The sequence below is a fragment of the Streptomyces qaidamensis genome (genome assembly GCF_001611795.1).
GTDB lineage: Bacteria > Actinomycetota > Actinomycetes > Streptomycetales > Streptomycetaceae > Streptomyces > Streptomyces qaidamensis.
The window spans coordinates 6,808,184-6,822,994 of record NZ_CP015098.1 but is presented as its reverse complement, the minus strand read 5'-3'; the positions used below and the strand labels follow the sequence as shown (position 1 = coordinate 6,822,994).

Genomic DNA, 14,811 nt, shown 5'->3' with positions numbered 1-14,811 from the left:
CTCCTCAGTCCCCGTCCTCACTCCGGTAATTCGGCCGGGACGAAAGGAGGGGGAAAAGAAGAAGGCGCCATGACCGGGCGGTGGACGAGAACCGCACTTCCCGTTCTCCACCGCCCGGTCATGGCGCTGCCGTCGGTCAGCCCGCGAGGGTCGCGGCCTGGTCCGCGGCACGGAAGCCGGACTCCAGGGCGCCTTCGACGAAGGCCCCGTTCCAGCCGCTCGCTATGTCACCGCCCGCGAAGACGATGCGCCCGAACGGCTGCTGGATGTCCGGCAGCTGACGCAGGAGCTGCCCCGGCCTGCGCAGGCCCCAGCCGCCCCGCGCGTACGGGTCCTTGTGCCATTCCTTCGCCCGGTACTCGGCGACCCTGGCCTCCGGCAGCAGCCCGCGCACCGCGGCGCGCACCGCCTGCGGGTCGGACACGTCGAGGGCGGGTCCGGTGAAGGCCACGAAGATGCGGCCGTCGGGCAGCTGCTTCTGCGGGATGAGCAGCAGGATGGGGGCGCCCTCCGGGGCCTGGGCCGAGACCGCCTCGGAGGTGCCCTTCACCCGCAGCCACAGCTTGGTGGCGTGCGGGACGCCGAGGCCCTCGCGGGCGGCGTCGGTGTACACCTTGGGCAGGCCCGGCTCGAAGGTGAGCGTCGACCACATGTTGACGGGCGTGGCGAGCACCACGACCGGCGCCTTGTGCACCCGGCCGCCGCGGACCTCGACGTGGGTGAGGCCGCCGCGCTCGCGGATCGCCGTGACCGGCGAGTTGAGGCTGACGGTCGCGCCGGACTCGCGCAGCATCCGCTCCAGGATGGAGATCATGCCGCCCTGCGGCAGCTCGCTCATCACCGAGAGGAACTTGTCGTAGGTGCCGCCGGCGAGCTGGTACCACTGGGCGAGGCCGGTCAGGGAGCCGGTCTTGTTGCCGCCGGCGAAGACCGAGGTGGCGCCGCTCACCCAGTCGTGGTCGACGCCGGTCAGCTGGAGCTGTGCGATGCGGTCGGCGAGCGAGAGGCGGTCCACGGACGCCAGCAGGTCCTTGCGGTGCAGCGGCTCGTAGGGCCGCTCGAAGTACTGCTCGGACCCGGCGTAGAAGTCCGCGAACAGGCTGTTGAGCCGGGCGCCGGCCTCCTGCGGGGAGTGGCTGGCGTAACCGTTCGGGCCGGGCATCACCATGCGGGTGGCGTGCACGTCCTCGGTGGTGGTCAGCGAGTAGCGCTTCAGTTCGCGGGCCACGAGGTCCTGGCCGGGGCCGAACCAGCCGCCGCCCAGTTCGACGTGGTGCCCGGCCAGCGTGCCCGGCTCGATGCGGCCGCCGATCCGGCCGCGGGCCTCCAGGACCAGGACCCGCATACCGCGGGCGCCCAGCTCGCGGGCGACGGTGCCGCCCGCGTATCCGGCGCCTACGACGATGGCGTCGTAGGGCTTGTCGTCGGCCGCGGCGGGGGACGCCGTCGCGGCGACGGCGCCGGCGGTGAGCGCGGTGGCGCCCGCCGCCTTCAGCAGCGTTCTTCTGGTGACGCGTCCGTGGGCGCGAGGGGTCGTGCTGTCGCCGTTCTCGGTCATGGAACACACCTTTCGCGAAGAGCGGGAATTGCGGGTCGGAAACCGCACGGAATCGACGGGCGGAAACGACGGGCGGAAACGACGGTGAAAAGGCGCTTCCGATTCGGGTGCGCCGGTGTGCGGGCACGGGGAAGGGGCCGGTTCCGACGGGGGATTCGGAACCGGCCCCTTCGTCAGGGGGTGAAGCGAATACCGGGCCCGGTGCTCACTGGTTCGGGCGGCGGTACGCCTTCACGACGCTGGCGTAGCTGTTCTTGGCGTGGCCCTGGGCGATGATGCCCTCCATCAGCGCCTCGGAGTACTTGGGCAGTTCGGTGTCGACGCCGAGCGCCTCGGACTCCTCGACGAGGTGCTTGAGCGCGCCCAGGTGCGTCTCCAGGGTGGCGTCGTTGGCCGGGAACTTCTCGTCGCCGGCGTCGATCTGCGCGGCGTAGTCGGCCGTGAACATCTTGATGGCGTCGAGCCACATGTGCGCCCACGGCAGGAACTCCTGCGCCTTGACGCCGCCGGTCTCCACGATGGCCACACCGTGCAGGAAGCTGTTGAGGGCGCCCCACATCAGGCCGAGCAGCGACACGTCGAACAGGGCGGGCTTGCCGTGGTCGGTGCCGAGGTAGGTGGTGCCGCCGCCGAGGAGCTTCAGCACGGGCTCGTGCGCGTCGAAGACGGCCTGGTCACCGGCGTAGAAGAGGACGGAGGTGGCGGCGCCGATGCCGGGCGGGGTGATCATGATGGCGCCGTCGAGGTACTTGGCGCCGTTCTTCTCCGCCCACTCGGCGGTCTGCCGGGCCTGCTCGGAGGAGCCGGTGGTCAGGTTGACGACGGTCTTGCCGCGCAGGGCGTCGCCGAGCGAGCCGATGACGTCGTGCACCACGTCGTACGTCGACACGCACACGACCACGAGGTCGCTCGCGGCGACGGCGTCGGCGGGGTTCGCGGCGAGGACCGCGCCGTCCTTGACGAGGCCGTCGGCCTTGTCCGCCGAACGGTTCCACACGGTGGTGGCGTGGCCCGCCTTCAGGAAGGCGGCGGCCAGGGCCTGCCCCATCAGGCCGAGGCCGAGCACCGACACCGAGGTGTGGTTGTCACCCATGAATGTGTTCCTCCAGTACGAAGTGGTGTGCTGTACGGTCCGGCACGCGGGGCGCGCCGGTGAAACGGGACGGTCCGGGGCGTCGACTCAGAGGAAGACGGTGCCGGGCTCCAGGCCGACCAGGACGCGGCCCTGGAGTTCGAGGTTGACGTCGGCGTTGGCGAGGGCGTGCAGCGAGAAGCCCTGGATATCGCGGTGGAAGCGCTGCAGGTGGACGTCGCGCCGGATGACGGAGCCGCCGCTGGCGTTGTGGAGGATCTCCACGGCTTCCTTGGCCAGTTGGGCGGCGAAGCCGGTCTGGCCGCGCACGATCGCCTTCTCCTCGTCGGTGGGCTGCTCGCCGGCGTCGGCGCGCTCCTGGAGGAGGGTGAGCCAGCGGGCCGACAGCGCCTCGGCGGCGTCGATCTTGTTGGCGGCCGTGGCGACCTGGATCTGGGTGAGCGGGTGCAGCTTCTGGTCGGTCCAGTCGGTGTAGGTGATGCCGCGGCCGGGGAGGCGCTCCAGGAACAGTTCGTAGGCGCCGCGGGCGATGCCGATGAACACGGCGGCGCACTCGGCCATGACGAAGCTGAGCAGGCCGTAGTTGCGGCCGGTGGCGCCCGTGTTGGAGCGGTCGCCGGTGGCGCTGACCATGACCTCCTCGAAGGACACGGCGTGGTGGGCCGGCACGAAGACGTCCTCGGCGACCGCGGTGGCACTGCCGGTGGCGGCCCCGGCCGAGACGTCCCAGTCGTCGACGATCTTGAGGTCGGACATGGGGACGAGGGCCATGATCTCGCCCTCGGTGCCGTCCGGGTTGCGCACCATCGCGGCGGTGAAGTCCCAGTCGGCGCCCTTGCAGCCGGTGTTGAACTTCCAGGTGCCGTTGAGGAGGTAGCCGCCCTCGGTGGGGACGGCGACACCGGTCGGCGCGAACGCGCTGGAGATCTTGACGGAGCCGGACGCGAAGACCTCCTCCTGGGCCCGGTCGGGGTAGAGCGTCGCCGTCCAGGTGCTCGTCACCCACACCATCGTCACCCAGGCGGCGGCCGGGCAGCCGCGGCCGATCTCGGTGATGACCCGGGCCTGGTCGGCGAGCGGCAGGTCGAGCCCGCCGAACCGGCGCGGCACGGCCATGCGGAACACCCCGGCCTTCTCCAGGAGTTCGATGCTCTCGTCCAGCAGCCAGCCGCGGTCCTCGGCGGCGCGGCCGTTCTCGCGCAGGGTCGGGACGATGCTGTCCACGGCTTCCAGTACGGCTGCCAGGTCGTCGTTCGTGGCCATTTCCGGCTCCTCGATTGTGATTCCTACTGCCGGTCGAGAGGCGCGAGAACCCAACGCTCCCCGGCAGTTCGAAACCTTACTGAAGGGGTCGGAGAAATGAGTAAGAGCACACCCATCGCCCGGTCATCACCCCCACACCACCGGAAAAGAACAGGGGACTTGACGCACCATTACCGGGCAATTACCGGGCACTGACCGGGAAATGGTCGGGCGGTGCTCGGAGCGGCCCGTGTGGGAACATCCCAGCATGACTCTTTCATGGCCCGAACTCGTACGGACTGCGGCCGAGGACACCACCTCCGCACTGGAAAAGGGAGCCGATCAGAACTGGCGCGGAAAGGCGGGTGATCTGGACTGGAGCTGTCGTGAAACCCTGTCGCACATCGCGCTCGGGGTCGTGGGCTACGCCGGCCTGCTGATCGCCCGCCCCACCGACCGCTACATCACCCTGTTCTCCTCGATCGACGGTCACGCTCCGGTGCCGGCCGCCCTTGAGGGCATTCGGATCGCCGGCGCCCTGCTCGCCGGCACCGTCCGCGACACTCCGCCGGAGGTCCGCGCCTGGCACCCGTACGGGCACTCCGACGCGGCCGGCTTCGCCGCGATGGGCGTGCTCGAACTCGTCGTCCACGGGCGGGACATCGCGCAGGCGGTAGGCGTGGACTACACGCCCTCGGACGCCCTGGCGGCGCCCGTGGTCGAGCGGCTGTTCCCCGACGCGCCCACCGGCCACTCCCCCGCCGACACCCTGCTGTGGTGCACGGGACGCAGCACACTGCCCGGGCTGCCCCGCCGCGGCGCCTGGCGCTGGGACGGCCGGGTGCGCCAGGCCTGAGGCCGCTCCCGCACTCCCCCGCTCACCGGACCACCTGCCGCCGGGCGACTCCATCCAGTCGCCCGGCGGCATTGTCATGTCGCGCCCTGCCCGGCGGAGACCACGGCATTACCGCAGCGTGGCTGGAACGTTGAACCGGCCCGAATAGTGTCGGCCACGGAATGCACGAGCACCCGCACTGGTCGTGCAGACACCCGCATGGAACGTTCCTTTCTCCTGAACGTTCCCCTCAAACGTCTCTCCAGCCAAGAAGGCAGGTTGATTTCCGCCATGTCCGAGCTCGTCGCGGAACTGGAAAACCACACCGCCCGCTATGTCGAGGCCGTCAACGCCGGCGACTTCGAGACGGTCGAGAAGTTCTACACCGCCGACGCGGTCGCCGTCTGGGAACCGGGCAAGCCGCTCACCGGTGACGAACGCCGGAAGTACCAGCGGGAATTCCTTCAGGCCCGGCCGCGGATGGCGGCCAAGCCCCGCCAGGTGTTCGCGACCGGCGAGACCGCGCTGATGATCGTCGACTGGACGATCGACATCACCGGCGCCGACGGCACCACCGAACACCTGGCCGGCGTCGGGGTGGACGTGCTGACCCGGGGCGAGGACGGGGTGTGGCGCTACGCCATCGACGACCCGTTCGGCCAGGCGAGCTGACCGGCGCGAGCGCCGCCGCACGCACAACTGAAAGCACCTGGCCCATGAGTGACATGCCGGTTCCGCACGGCGGGCCCGCACCGAGTACACGGGGGACACACAGCACCATGCACACCACCGGACCCATCAGCGGGCGGCGGCCGACGCGCCGCACCCTGCTCAAGGCGGCCGGGGCGGCCGCCGTCGCGACAGCCGCCCTCGCCCCGGTCGCCCCGGCGGCCTCCGCCGCCACCGGCGGCGCCGCGGCGGACTGGGACGTCATCGTCATCGGCGCGGGTTTCGCCGGCATCACCGCGGCCCGCGAACTGCGCGCCCGCGGCAAGCGGGTGCTCGTCCTGGAGGCCCGCGACCGCATCGGCGGCCGCACCTGGACGGACACCTACGGCGGCCAGTTGATCGAGCGGGGCGGCACCTGGGTCGAGCCGACCCAGCCCTACCTCGGCGCCGAACTCACGCGCTACAAGCTGGCGCTGGAGGAGGACGAGCCGATCTCGACCACGTGGCTGCCGACGCCGAACGGCCCGCGGCAGTTCACGCCCGAGGACGGGTTCGGCCGGATGGGCACCGTATTCGAGCGCATGTTCGATGGCACGCGGACGTACTTCGAGAAGCCGTTCCAGCCCCTGCACCGGGCCGACCTGCTGCAGAGCCTGGACAAGCTGACGCTGCGCGACCGCCTGACCCAGCTCGCCCTCACGCCCGAGGAGGAACTCCTCGTCAACGGGCAGACGGCGGTCTACGCCGGCGGCGCGAGCACGGCCGGCGCCTTCACGATGTTCGCCCACTGGTGGGCCCTGGCCGGCCACACCAACGCGGGCTGGAACGACACCATGCGCTGGCGCATCGCCAAGGGCACCCAGGCGCTGCTCCAGGCGATGGTCAACGAGGCCAAACCGACGATCAAGCTCAGCTCGCCGGTCGCCTCGGTGAACGACACCGGATCCCTGGTGTACGTCACCACCACCTCCGGCACCGTCTACAACGCCACCGCGGTCGTGGTCGCGATGCCGGTCAACGCCCTGAGCACGGTCAAGTTCAGCCCGTCCCTGCCCCCGGCGCTCACCACCGCGACGAGCCAGGGCATCGCCGTGAAGAACGCGGTCAAGCTGTGGATCCACGCCCGAAAGGGAGCCGGCCGCGTCTACGGCCAGGGCGCCGAGGGCGGCTCGCCGATCCCCATGCTGCTGCCGTTCAAGGAAACCTCCGAAGGCATGCTCTACGTCGCCTTCAGCACCGATCCCGGGCTCGATCCGACGAACGCCGCCCAGGTGAAGAAGGCCGTGCAGCAGCTCGGCGTGAAATTGGACGTCATCGGCGTCAAGGCCCACGACTGGGGCCGCGACCCCTACGCGCGCGGCGGCTGGGCGTTCCGCAAGCCGCGGCAGCTCACCACGCTCTACCCGGAGGTCACCTTCACCAGCGGGCGGCTCTCCTTCGCCAGCGGCGACATAGCCAACGGCTGGAGCGGCTACATCGACGGCGCCATCGAGTCCGGTCTGCGTGCCGCCCGGCAGGCAGCGGGCGAGGAATGACCACCCAGGCATCACCCACCCCCCCCCCGGAAGGGAACCGCATCCCCATGTCAGCAACGCCGGCCACGTCCGCCACGTCCTTCACCGTCCCCTTCGACCCGGAACGGCCCGACCTCACCGCCGACACCGACATCCAGAACGAGATCTTCATCCAGGTCTTCAACTCCGGTGACGGCGAGCTGTTCAACCGCCTCTACCTCGGCGACTCGATATCGAACTTCTCCGGCGAGCCCCTCACGGGCGCCGACCGGCTGGCGTTCTTCAAGGAGTTCCTGGCGTCGAAGCCGACCCTGGAGGCGCGCGTCACCCACTCGTACGTCGCCGGGGACGTGGCGCTGATCGGCGTCGAGTACGCCATCGACAGCACGGGCCCGGACGGTGAGCCGGTCCGGCTGGAGGGCGTCTGCACCGATGTGCTCCGCAAGACCGAGGACGGCCGCTGGCTGATGGCCATCGACCGCCCGGTGGCCGCGACCGGTCTCGTCGCCGACCAGTGAGCCCCGCGAGCCCCCCTGGCGCGCCAGGGGGGCTCCGCCGTGCAGGACACCCCAGATGGCCCGACGAAACGACGGAGAGACAGTGACCGACCAGGAAGCCCTGGCGTCCGTGCTGGACGCCGTACGCGATGCCGTCCCCACCCTGCGCGCGAACGGCGCGGAGGCGGAGGAACGGCGTTGGATCCCCGAGGAGAACATCCAGCTGCTGGACAAGGCCGGGGTGTTCCGCGCCGCGGTGCCCCGCGCCCACGGCGGGCTCGACCTCGGCGTCGCCGACCAGTTCAAGGTCATCGCCGAGGTCGCGCGCGGCTGCCCGTCCACCGGCTGGCTGACCATGGTGTGGCTCACCAGCACCTGGTGCGCCTCCCTCTACCCCGACCGGGCGCAGCAGGAGGTGTTCGACAGCGGCAGCACCCGGGTGTCCATCGTCTTCGCCCCGACCGGCACCCTCGCCCCCGTCGACGGCGGCTACCGCCTCAACGGCACCTGGCGCTACAACTCCGGTGTGCTGGGCGCCGACTGGGATCTGCTCGCCGCGATGGTGGAGCGTCCCGACGGGACCACGGAGGAGCTCGTCGCGCTGGTGCCGGTCTCCGAGCTGGAGGTCACCGACGACTGGCACGTCAGCGCGGGAGCCGCCACCGGCAGCTGCACCACCACCGCCGAGGACGTGTTCGTGCCCGCGCACCGCGTGGTCTCCCTGGAGGAGGCCATGGTCAGCGCGACGGGCGACCGTGCGAACTCCGGCGCCACCGGCCGCAACTACGGTCTCCTCGGCTACGTCCTGTCCGGCGTGACGGCGGCGTTCACCGGCATCGCCCGCGGCGCGTACGAGCTGTTCCTGGAGCGCCTGCCGGGCCGGGGGATCACGTACACCGACTGGACCGACCAGAAGCTGCACCCGCTCACCCAGATCCAGGTCGCCACGGCCGCCAACAGGATCGACGCCGCCGAGGGTCTGGCGGACCTGTGTCTGGAGGTCCTGCAGACCCGGGCCGACGCCGGTGAGCAGCCCACCGACGAGGAGAAGGCCGTGATCCGCGGCCGGACGGCGTACGCGGCGCAGCTCGCCAAGGAGGCCGTGGAGCTGCTGTACGGGGCGAGTGGCGGCTCGGTCATCCGGCGCGAGGTCGCCCTGCAACGGTTCCACCGCGACATCCAGGGCTTCTCGCTGCACGCCCTGGTCCAGCGGGACGCCAACCTGGAGGTCCAGGGGCGGGTCCTGGTCGGCATGGACCCGGGCACGTACTTCCTGTGACGGCGGGCCTCCCGCGGCGGCGGGAGGCCGTGACACGCACAAGGGCGGCACCACCGGAGGGTGGTGCCGCCCTTCCGCGTCCGCCGGACCCGGCCTCGGTCAGCGGGCCGTGCCGGTCAGGGGGTCGTACGACCGGTCAGGGGGTCGTACGACCGGTCAGGGGGCCATGCCGGCCGTCAGGGAGCCGTGCCGGTCAGGAGGTGGTGGCGGGCTTCCCGAAGCGGCCGTTGACGAAGAGCAGCCCGTCGCTGGTCGCGCCCTCGCCCGCCGCCAGCACGGTGCCGATGAAGATGGTGTGGTCACCGAACGCGTGCGACTCGGTCAGCTCGCACTCCAGCCACGCCACCGAGTCGTCGAGCAGCGGCGCTCCCGTGTGCTCGCCCGCACGCCAGTCGACGCGCTCGAACTGGGCGGCACCCAGCGTGCGGCTCTTGTCGGCGAAGTGCCGGGCGAGCGGCTCCTGGTGGGCGCCGAGTATGTTCACGGCGAAGCGCCCGGCCCCCGTGAGGGCACCGTGCATGACGGCGCTGTGTCCGACGCTGCACAGCACCGACGGGGGGTCGAGGGAGACCGAGCTGAAGGCGTTCGCCGTCATGGCGTGCAGGTGCTCCCCGCCGACGGTGAGGACCGTGACTCCGGTGGCGAAGCGGGACATCACCCCGCGCAACCGGTCCGGGCGGACCGGCGGGTGACCGGCACGCACGGCAGCGTGATCGAGTTCGGCGGACGCGGAATTCATGCCACTCTCCGATGGGTCACGGGACACGACTGGGCCGTCCGCACGGAAGGGGCAGCCGGCGCAATCAACGTAACCGCGGCGTCTCGCGGTTCCTTCATGCCCGGGTAACCGGTGGGCCTTCTGTGACCAGGCGTCACCGATGACCTTTCAATGACCGGATGTTTACCCGGTCATCGGATTCTGATGACATGACTCAGACCTCCGCCGCAGCCGCGGAACGCGAACTCGCCGAGCCCTATCTGCGCCAGGTACTCGACACCGCGGGGCTGGCGGTGGAATACGTGCGCGCCGAAGGAAACACCCTGTACGTACGGGACGACGACGGCGCCGAGTTCCCGGTGGCCGACTTCGCCGGCGGTTACGGCTCGGTGCTGCTCGGTCACCACCACCCCGAGATCACCGCGTACGCCCGGCAGTTGCTCGCCGAACATACACCGATCCACGCCCAGTTCTCGCGCCACCCGTACGCCAACCGGCTGGCCGCCGAACTGAACCGCATCATCGCGCGTGAACTCGCTGAGGACGAGCCTTATTACGCCATCTTCGGCAACAGTGGCGCGGAAGCGGTGGAAGCCGCCGTGAAACACGCCGAGTTGGACCGGGGCATGCGCGTGGCCGAACTGCTCGGCTCCGTCGACGCCGGACTCGCCGCGGCACGCGCCGCGGTGGCCGACGGGTCCGCCACCGTCCACGGAGAGGCAGCCGCCCGTCTCGGGGTCGCCCTCGCCGCCGACGGCAACGAGGCCGTCCGTCTGCTGGAGGCGGCGATCAGGCGCCACAACGACGAGACCGCCGCGTCCCCGCCGCTGTTCCTCGCCCTGGAGGGCGGCTTCCACGGCAAGCTCGCCGGCAGCGTGCAGCTCACCCACAACGAGGGCTACCGGCTGCCCTTCAAGTCGCTCGCCGCGCAGGCGCGGTTCGTCCCGCACGACAGCCCCGAGGATCTGAACGCCGTCTACGCGCGTGAACGCCGGGTCCTGCTGGGCCTGACGGCGGAGGAGGGCAGGATCACGGTGACGGAGCACGCGTTCCCCGTGTTCTGCGCCTTCCTCGTCGAGCCCATTCAGGGAGAGGGCGGAATCCGCGTGCTGTCCCGCGCGTTCGCCCGGGAGATCCAGGAGTTCTGCGCCCGGATCGACTGCCCCGTAGTCGTCGACGAGATCCAGAGCGGAATGGGCCGCACCGGCGCGCTGCTCGCCAGTTCCCGGATCGGTCTGCGCGGTGACTACTACACCCTGGCCAAAACACTCGGCGGGGGCATCGCGAAGGCGTCCGTCATGCTGGTGCGCGAGAAGCGCTACCGCCGGGATTTCGAAATTGTGCACAGTTCAACTTTTGCCAAGGACAGCTTCTCCTCCCACATCGCCCTGAAGGTTCTCGAACTGCTGGAGCGGGACGGCGGCGCGGCCTACCGCCGGGCAGAGGAACGCGGAGCGGCACTGCGCGCGAAACTCGACGCGCTGCGGGCGGAATTCCCCGACGTGGTGGCGGACGTGCGCGGGCACGGGCTGATGCAGGGGCTGGAATTCCACGACCAGTCCGAGGCCTCCTCGCCGGAACTGCGTCAGATCGCGGCGAGCGGCCTCTTCGGCTACTTCCTGGCAGGCCATCTGCTGCGCCGGCACCGGGTGCGGACGTTCCCGACGGCCAGCGCGGTCGGCACGTTGCGCTTCGAACCCTCGATTTATGTCACAGACGCCGAACTCGGTCAGTTGTACGCCGGACTGCATGACGTGTGCACACTGTTGCGCAAGCAGGCCGGCGACGAACTCACCGCCGCGGGCCGCTGATCCATCCCTGGATCCGCCGCCTCCCCCCACCGGCGGACTCCCAGGGGCCTTCCGGTGAGGCGCCGGCCATGACCGGGCCGGCGCCCCGGCCGGACGCAGTACGGGCAGCAGACCGCGATGACATCCCGTCAGGCGGCACGCCGGTCCCGGGAAACGCAGCACGCCGGAGCAAGTGAGACGGGGGAGTTCATGCAGTTCCGCTTACTGGGGCCACTGGAAGTCGAGCCGGCGGGGGGACCGCCGGGCAGCCTGGTGGACCTGGGCGGGCACCGGCAGCGCGCCGTGCTGGCGTATCTCCTGCTGCACGCGAACCAGGTGGTGTCCACCAGCCAGATGCTGTCCGCCCTGTGGGCCGACGACAACGCGCCCATGACCGCCCGCAAGATCCTGCAGAACGCCGTCTGGAAGCTGCGCGGCGTCCTGTCGCGGCCGCCCCGGACCGAGCAGAGCCCCGAGCTGCTGACCCGAGCACCCGGCTATCTGCTGCGTGTGCCCCAGCAGCGCGTCGACCTGCTCGACTACGAACAGCGGGTGTCGACGGGCCGTGCCGCCCTGGCGGCGGGCGAGGTGGAACGGGCCCGCCGCTCCCTCGGCGCGGCCCTGGCGTTGTGGCGCGGGCCCGTCCTCTCCGACCTGGTGGAGGAAGGTGTCTGCTGGCCGGAGCTGACGGCCCTGCAGAACCGCCGGCTCGACGTCATGGAGGACCACTTCGAGGCCGCTCTCGCCTGCGGCCGGCACCAGCTGGTCCTGCCCGACCTGGAGAGTCTGGTGGCCGCCGAGCCGCTGCGCGAACGCGCCTCGGGGCAGCTGATGGTGGCTCTGTACCGCTGCGGACGGCAGGCCGAGGCGCTGGCGGTGTTCGGCCGGGTGCGCACCGCGCTCGTGGAGGGGCTCGGGCTGGAGCCGGGACGCGAACTGCACCGGCTGCAGCAGGCGATCCTGACTCAGGACCCGACGCTGGAAGCGCCTCGCACGGCGGGCGACCAAGAGCCGAAGCACCACGCCCCGGCTCCCCGGCCCGCACCGTCCCGGCCCCTGCCCGCCGCGGCCCTCGCGGCGGCGGCCTCCACAGCCGCTTCCGAACCCGGGCCCGCACCCCCGGCTACGGCGACGGCGTCCCCGGGGCCGGCCGCGCCTGCCGTACCGACCGTACGCAGGGGGCCGGGCGCCCGCACCGCACCGACCGCACCCAGCGAACCTGGCGCCCCCGCCACAGCGCCCACACCCACGGAACCAAGGACTCCCGTCACACCGGCCGCCCTGACAGAACCGGCCACACCCACAGATCCGACCGCACCCAGGGATCCGGCCACACCCACGGATCCAGGCGCACCCACGGATCCAGGCGCACCCACGGATCCGGGCGCACCCACGATTCCGGGTGCACCCACGATTCCGGGTGCACCCAGGGATCCGGGCGCACCCACAGAGCCAAGTGCACGCGCGGAGCCGGGTGCACGCTCGGAGCCGGGTGCACTCACCGCACCGGCCGCACCGGCCGCACCGGCGGCACCGGCGGCACCGGCGGCACCGGCCGCACGCGCGATGCGGGCCGCATGCTCCGATCCGCCCGCGCGCGGCGGGCCGGCCGTCCCCAGCGCCCCTGCTGTCCCCGCCGCCAAGGTCTCCTCCCCCGGAAGCCGGGAATCCCGTACCGCCAGCGTGGTCATGTTCCGCTTCGGGCTCGGCGCGGACCTGGGCCGGGTGCTGGCCGAGGACCGGGACCGGGTGGTCGACGCGCTGACCCAGATCGCCCGGGAGAAGACCGAACTCCACGGCGGCCGGGTCACGGCCGTACTCGGCTCGACGGTGCTCTCCGTCTTCGCCGAGGGGACCGACCCGGCCGACAGCGCCGAGCGCGCGGTCCGTACCGCGGCCGCCGTCCGCGACAGCCTCAGCGTCCCGACCGGCACGCTCGCACCGCCGCAGGCCGCCGTGCGCGGCCTCACCGTCCACGCGGCCGTGGCGTCCGGGGAGGCACTGCTGCCCCGGACGCCGTCGGACGACCCGCCGCCGCTGTGGAGCGGCGGGAGGCTCGTCGACACCTGCCGGACGATGCTGGCGCACGTACAGGCCGGGGAGATCCACGTCTGCGAGGAGACCCACCGGCAGGTCGAGCGGGCGGCGACGTTCCGGCGGGCCTGCGCGTCGGCCCTCGCCCCGTGGGAACTGCACGCCCTGCACGACGACGTCACGGACCTGGCGTGGGCGCCGCCCGGCGGCGGTGCCCACGTCGGCGAGCTGGAGCTGATGCAGCACACCCTGCTGCGCTCCCGGCAGCGCTCGACGGCACATCTGATCACCCTCATCGAAGGGTCCGGCCGGGCCAGGACGCGCCTGCTGATGGAGTTCCAGCGCCGGGTCGAGGAGAGCCACGGCGGCCCCGTACGGGTGCTGGCCGGCACGGTTCCGGCGCCGCACACCGCCTCCGCGCTGTCGGTGCCGGCGGAGATCCTGGCCGCCTACTGCGGCATCGACCCCAGCACCCCGGAGCCCTACGCCCTGGCGCGGCTGCGGGCCACGCTGAACCGTTTCGGCGGTGGCGTGGCGGCCGGAGCGGATCTGTACGCGCCCCTGGCCCGGCTGCTGTCACCGCAACGGGCGGCGCACGAGCGCGAGCAGCCCGGTGAGTTGCTCCGGGCCTGGGGCACGTTCCTGGCGCGGGCGGCGCGCGAGCAGCCGCTGGTGCTGATCTGGGACGACCTCCAGCACGCCGACGACGCGCTGCTGGACATGGTGGAGCGGCTGACGCAGACCCATGCGGGACTGCCGCTGCTCATCGTCGTCGGCGCGGACTCCCGGCTGCCGGACCGGCGGCCGGGATGGGCCACCGCGCATCCGCGCACGGTGACCCTCAGTCTCAGCCCGGAGACGGGCGACGCCCTGGACCGGCTACTGGAGTCTCTGCTTCCGCCGGTCCGGGAGTCCGAGGTCGCCTGAGCGCGTCCCGCCCGTGCCGGTGAGGCGTATGGCACGGGCGAGGGCGCCCAGGGCCCGGGTGGCGTCCGCGGAGTCCTCGGGCAGGACCTCCGCGGCCGATTCGACCAGCAGGGGCCCCGCCAGTGCCGCCCAGGGGGCCGCCACTCCCCCGCCGACCGGGCCGGCGGGCCCGGCCACGCCGAGGACCCGCCGCGCCCACGCGGTCATCCGGGCCCGTTCCGCCGCGGTGACGCCCGGGACGGCCCGGAGCCCGGTGCCGAAGCGGGCGAGTATCTCCCCGGCGTGCTCGGCGAGCAGGGCGTCCTGCGGCGCCGCCGTGCGCCCGGGCGGGCGGGCCAGGGGCTGGGAGTCGTCCGGCCGTGCGGGCCGGGCGTCCCGGGGGCGGCCGGCCCGGCTCAGCCCTTCGTGCAGGGCCGCGGCGAACTGGGTGCCGACGAAGACGGCCAGCGGGGTGTCCATCTCTCCGGGGGCGGATACGTGCCCGGGGCGGGGCGAGGGGTGCGCGGGGCGGCGAGTGCGTGGGGTGCGTGGGGCTGCGATGTCCATGCGGACAGCACATCAAGCCCCGTCCACGAGCCACCCATTCGCGACTCCTCGCCCCGGTCATCACCCGGCCCGGCCGAAACGGCACCGGCCCGGAAGTCACACGACCCAC

General features: G+C 72.0%; 12 protein-coding genes. 7 read left to right on the top strand and 5 right to left on the bottom strand.

Annotated features, from left to right (window positions below; translation table 11 throughout):
* Positions 1-136 precede the first annotated feature (136 nt).
* The 3 genes from A4E84_RS30375 to A4E84_RS30365 form a co-directional block, all read right to left on the bottom strand.
* The gene (locus tag A4E84_RS30375; protein WP_062929591.1) at positions 137-1,558 is read right to left on the bottom strand and encodes a flavin monoamine oxidase family protein; all 1,422 of its coding nucleotides are present in this window, start codon (positions 1,556-1,558) and stop codon (positions 137-139) included.
* A 205-nt stretch (positions 1,559-1,763) separates the two neighbouring features.
* The gene (locus tag A4E84_RS30370) at positions 1,764-2,651 is read right to left on the bottom strand and encodes an NAD(P)-dependent oxidoreductase (protein WP_062929590.1); all 888 of its coding nucleotides are present in this window, start codon (positions 2,649-2,651) and stop codon (positions 1,764-1,766) included.
* Between the two features lie 87 nt (positions 2,652-2,738).
* Entirely contained in the window at positions 2,739-3,914 is a 1,176-nt protein-coding gene (locus tag A4E84_RS30365; RefSeq protein ID WP_062929589.1) for an acyl-CoA dehydrogenase family protein, read from the bottom strand.
* A gap of 247 nt (positions 3,915-4,161) precedes the next feature.
* Between A4E84_RS30365 and A4E84_RS30360 the strand changes: the two genes are divergently transcribed.
* The 5 genes from A4E84_RS30360 to A4E84_RS30340 all read left to right on the top strand — a co-directional run bounded on the left by A4E84_RS30360 (position 4,162) and on the right by A4E84_RS30340 (position 8,687).
* A complete protein-coding gene (locus A4E84_RS30360) occupies positions 4,162-4,749 on the top strand; it encodes a maleylpyruvate isomerase N-terminal domain-containing protein (RefSeq protein WP_062929588.1) in 588 nt (195 codons plus the stop codon).
* A gap of 270 nt (positions 4,750-5,019) precedes the next feature.
* Positions 5,020-5,400 (top strand): YybH family protein, encoded by a 381-nt coding sequence (locus A4E84_RS30355; protein ID WP_062929587.1) that lies wholly within the window; start codon positions 5,020-5,022, stop codon positions 5,398-5,400.
* A 107-nt stretch (positions 5,401-5,507) separates the two neighbouring features.
* Positions 5,508-6,932 carry a flavin monoamine oxidase family protein gene (locus A4E84_RS30350; protein WP_063827523.1) on the top strand — a complete coding sequence of 475 codons (1,425 nt, stop codon included), beginning with the start codon at positions 5,508-5,510 and terminating at the stop codon, positions 6,930-6,932.
* A gap of 47 nt (positions 6,933-6,979) precedes the next feature.
* Entirely contained in the window at positions 6,980-7,429 is a 450-nt protein-coding gene (locus tag A4E84_RS30345; protein WP_062929585.1) for a YybH family protein, read from the top strand.
* A gap of 55 nt (positions 7,430-7,484) precedes the next feature.
* The gene (locus A4E84_RS30340; RefSeq protein ID WP_062929584.1) at positions 7,485-8,687 is read left to right on the top strand and encodes an acyl-CoA dehydrogenase family protein; all 1,203 of its coding nucleotides are present in this window, start codon (positions 7,485-7,487) and stop codon (positions 8,685-8,687) included.
* A gap of 193 nt (positions 8,688-8,880) precedes the next feature.
* On the opposite strand, the gene A4E84_RS30335 is transcribed toward A4E84_RS30340, so the two are convergent.
* Complete coding sequence (locus A4E84_RS30335; protein WP_062929583.1) at positions 8,881-9,426, bottom strand: flavin reductase family protein; 546 nt, start codon at positions 9,424-9,426, stop codon at positions 8,881-8,883.
* 188 nt (positions 9,427-9,614) lie between these two features.
* Here A4E84_RS30335 and A4E84_RS30330 point away from each other — a divergent pair, with 188 nt between their 5' ends.
* On the top strand, positions 9,615-11,216 hold the full coding sequence (locus tag A4E84_RS30330; RefSeq protein ID WP_062929582.1) for an aspartate aminotransferase family protein: 1,602 nt from the start codon (positions 9,615-9,617) through the stop codon (positions 11,214-11,216).
* Between the two features lie 189 nt (positions 11,217-11,405).
* Positions 11,406-14,156: a BTAD domain-containing putative transcriptional regulator gene (locus tag A4E84_RS42520; RefSeq protein WP_107308398.1), complete on the top strand. Its 2,751-nt coding sequence runs from the start codon at positions 11,406-11,408 to the stop codon at positions 14,154-14,156.
* On the opposite strand, the gene A4E84_RS42515 is transcribed toward A4E84_RS42520, so the two are convergent.
* Positions 14,109-14,702: a hypothetical protein gene (locus A4E84_RS42515; protein ID WP_159029638.1), complete on the bottom strand. Its 594-nt coding sequence runs from the start codon at positions 14,700-14,702 to the stop codon at positions 14,109-14,111. The two genes, A4E84_RS42520 and A4E84_RS42515, sit on opposite strands and share 48 nt — an antisense overlap.
* Positions 14,703-14,811 lie beyond the last annotated feature (109 nt).

What these genes read in the sequence shown, in the direction of transcription:
- A4E84_RS30375 (WP_062929591.1), bottom strand. Translation starts at nt 1,558, where the DNA reads ATGACCGAGAACGGCGACAGCACGACCCCTCGCGCCCACGGACGCGTC.
- A4E84_RS30370 (WP_062929590.1), bottom strand. Translation starts at nt 2,651, where the DNA reads ATGGGTGACAACCACACCTCGGTGTCGGTGCTCGGCCTCGGCCTGATG.
- A4E84_RS30365 (WP_062929589.1), bottom strand. Translation starts at nt 3,914, where the DNA reads ATGGCCACGAACGACGACCTGGCAGCCGTACTGGAAGCCGTGGACAGC.
- A4E84_RS30360 (WP_062929588.1), top strand. Translation starts at nt 4,162, where the DNA reads ATGACTCTTTCATGGCCCGAACTCGTACGGACTGCGGCCGAGGACACC.
- A4E84_RS30355 (WP_062929587.1), top strand. Translation starts at nt 5,020, where the DNA reads ATGTCCGAGCTCGTCGCGGAACTGGAAAACCACACCGCCCGCTATGTC.
- A4E84_RS30350 (WP_063827523.1), top strand. Translation starts at nt 5,508, where the DNA reads ATGCACACCACCGGACCCATCAGCGGGCGGCGGCCGACGCGCCGCACC.
- A4E84_RS30345 (WP_062929585.1), top strand. Translation starts at nt 6,980, where the DNA reads ATGTCAGCAACGCCGGCCACGTCCGCCACGTCCTTCACCGTCCCCTTC.
- A4E84_RS30340 (WP_062929584.1), top strand. Translation starts at nt 7,485, where the DNA reads ATGGCCCGACGAAACGACGGAGAGACAGTGACCGACCAGGAAGCCCTG.
- A4E84_RS30335 (WP_062929583.1), bottom strand. Translation starts at nt 9,426, where the DNA reads ATGAATTCCGCGTCCGCCGAACTCGATCACGCTGCCGTGCGTGCCGGT.
- A4E84_RS30330 (WP_062929582.1), top strand. Translation starts at nt 9,615, where the DNA reads ATGACTCAGACCTCCGCCGCAGCCGCGGAACGCGAACTCGCCGAGCCC.
- A4E84_RS42520 (WP_107308398.1), top strand. Translation starts at nt 11,406, where the DNA reads ATGCAGTTCCGCTTACTGGGGCCACTGGAAGTCGAGCCGGCGGGGGGA.
- A4E84_RS42515 (WP_159029638.1), bottom strand. Translation starts at nt 14,702, where the DNA reads ATGGACATCGCAGCCCCACGCACCCCACGCACTCGCCGCCCCGCGCAC.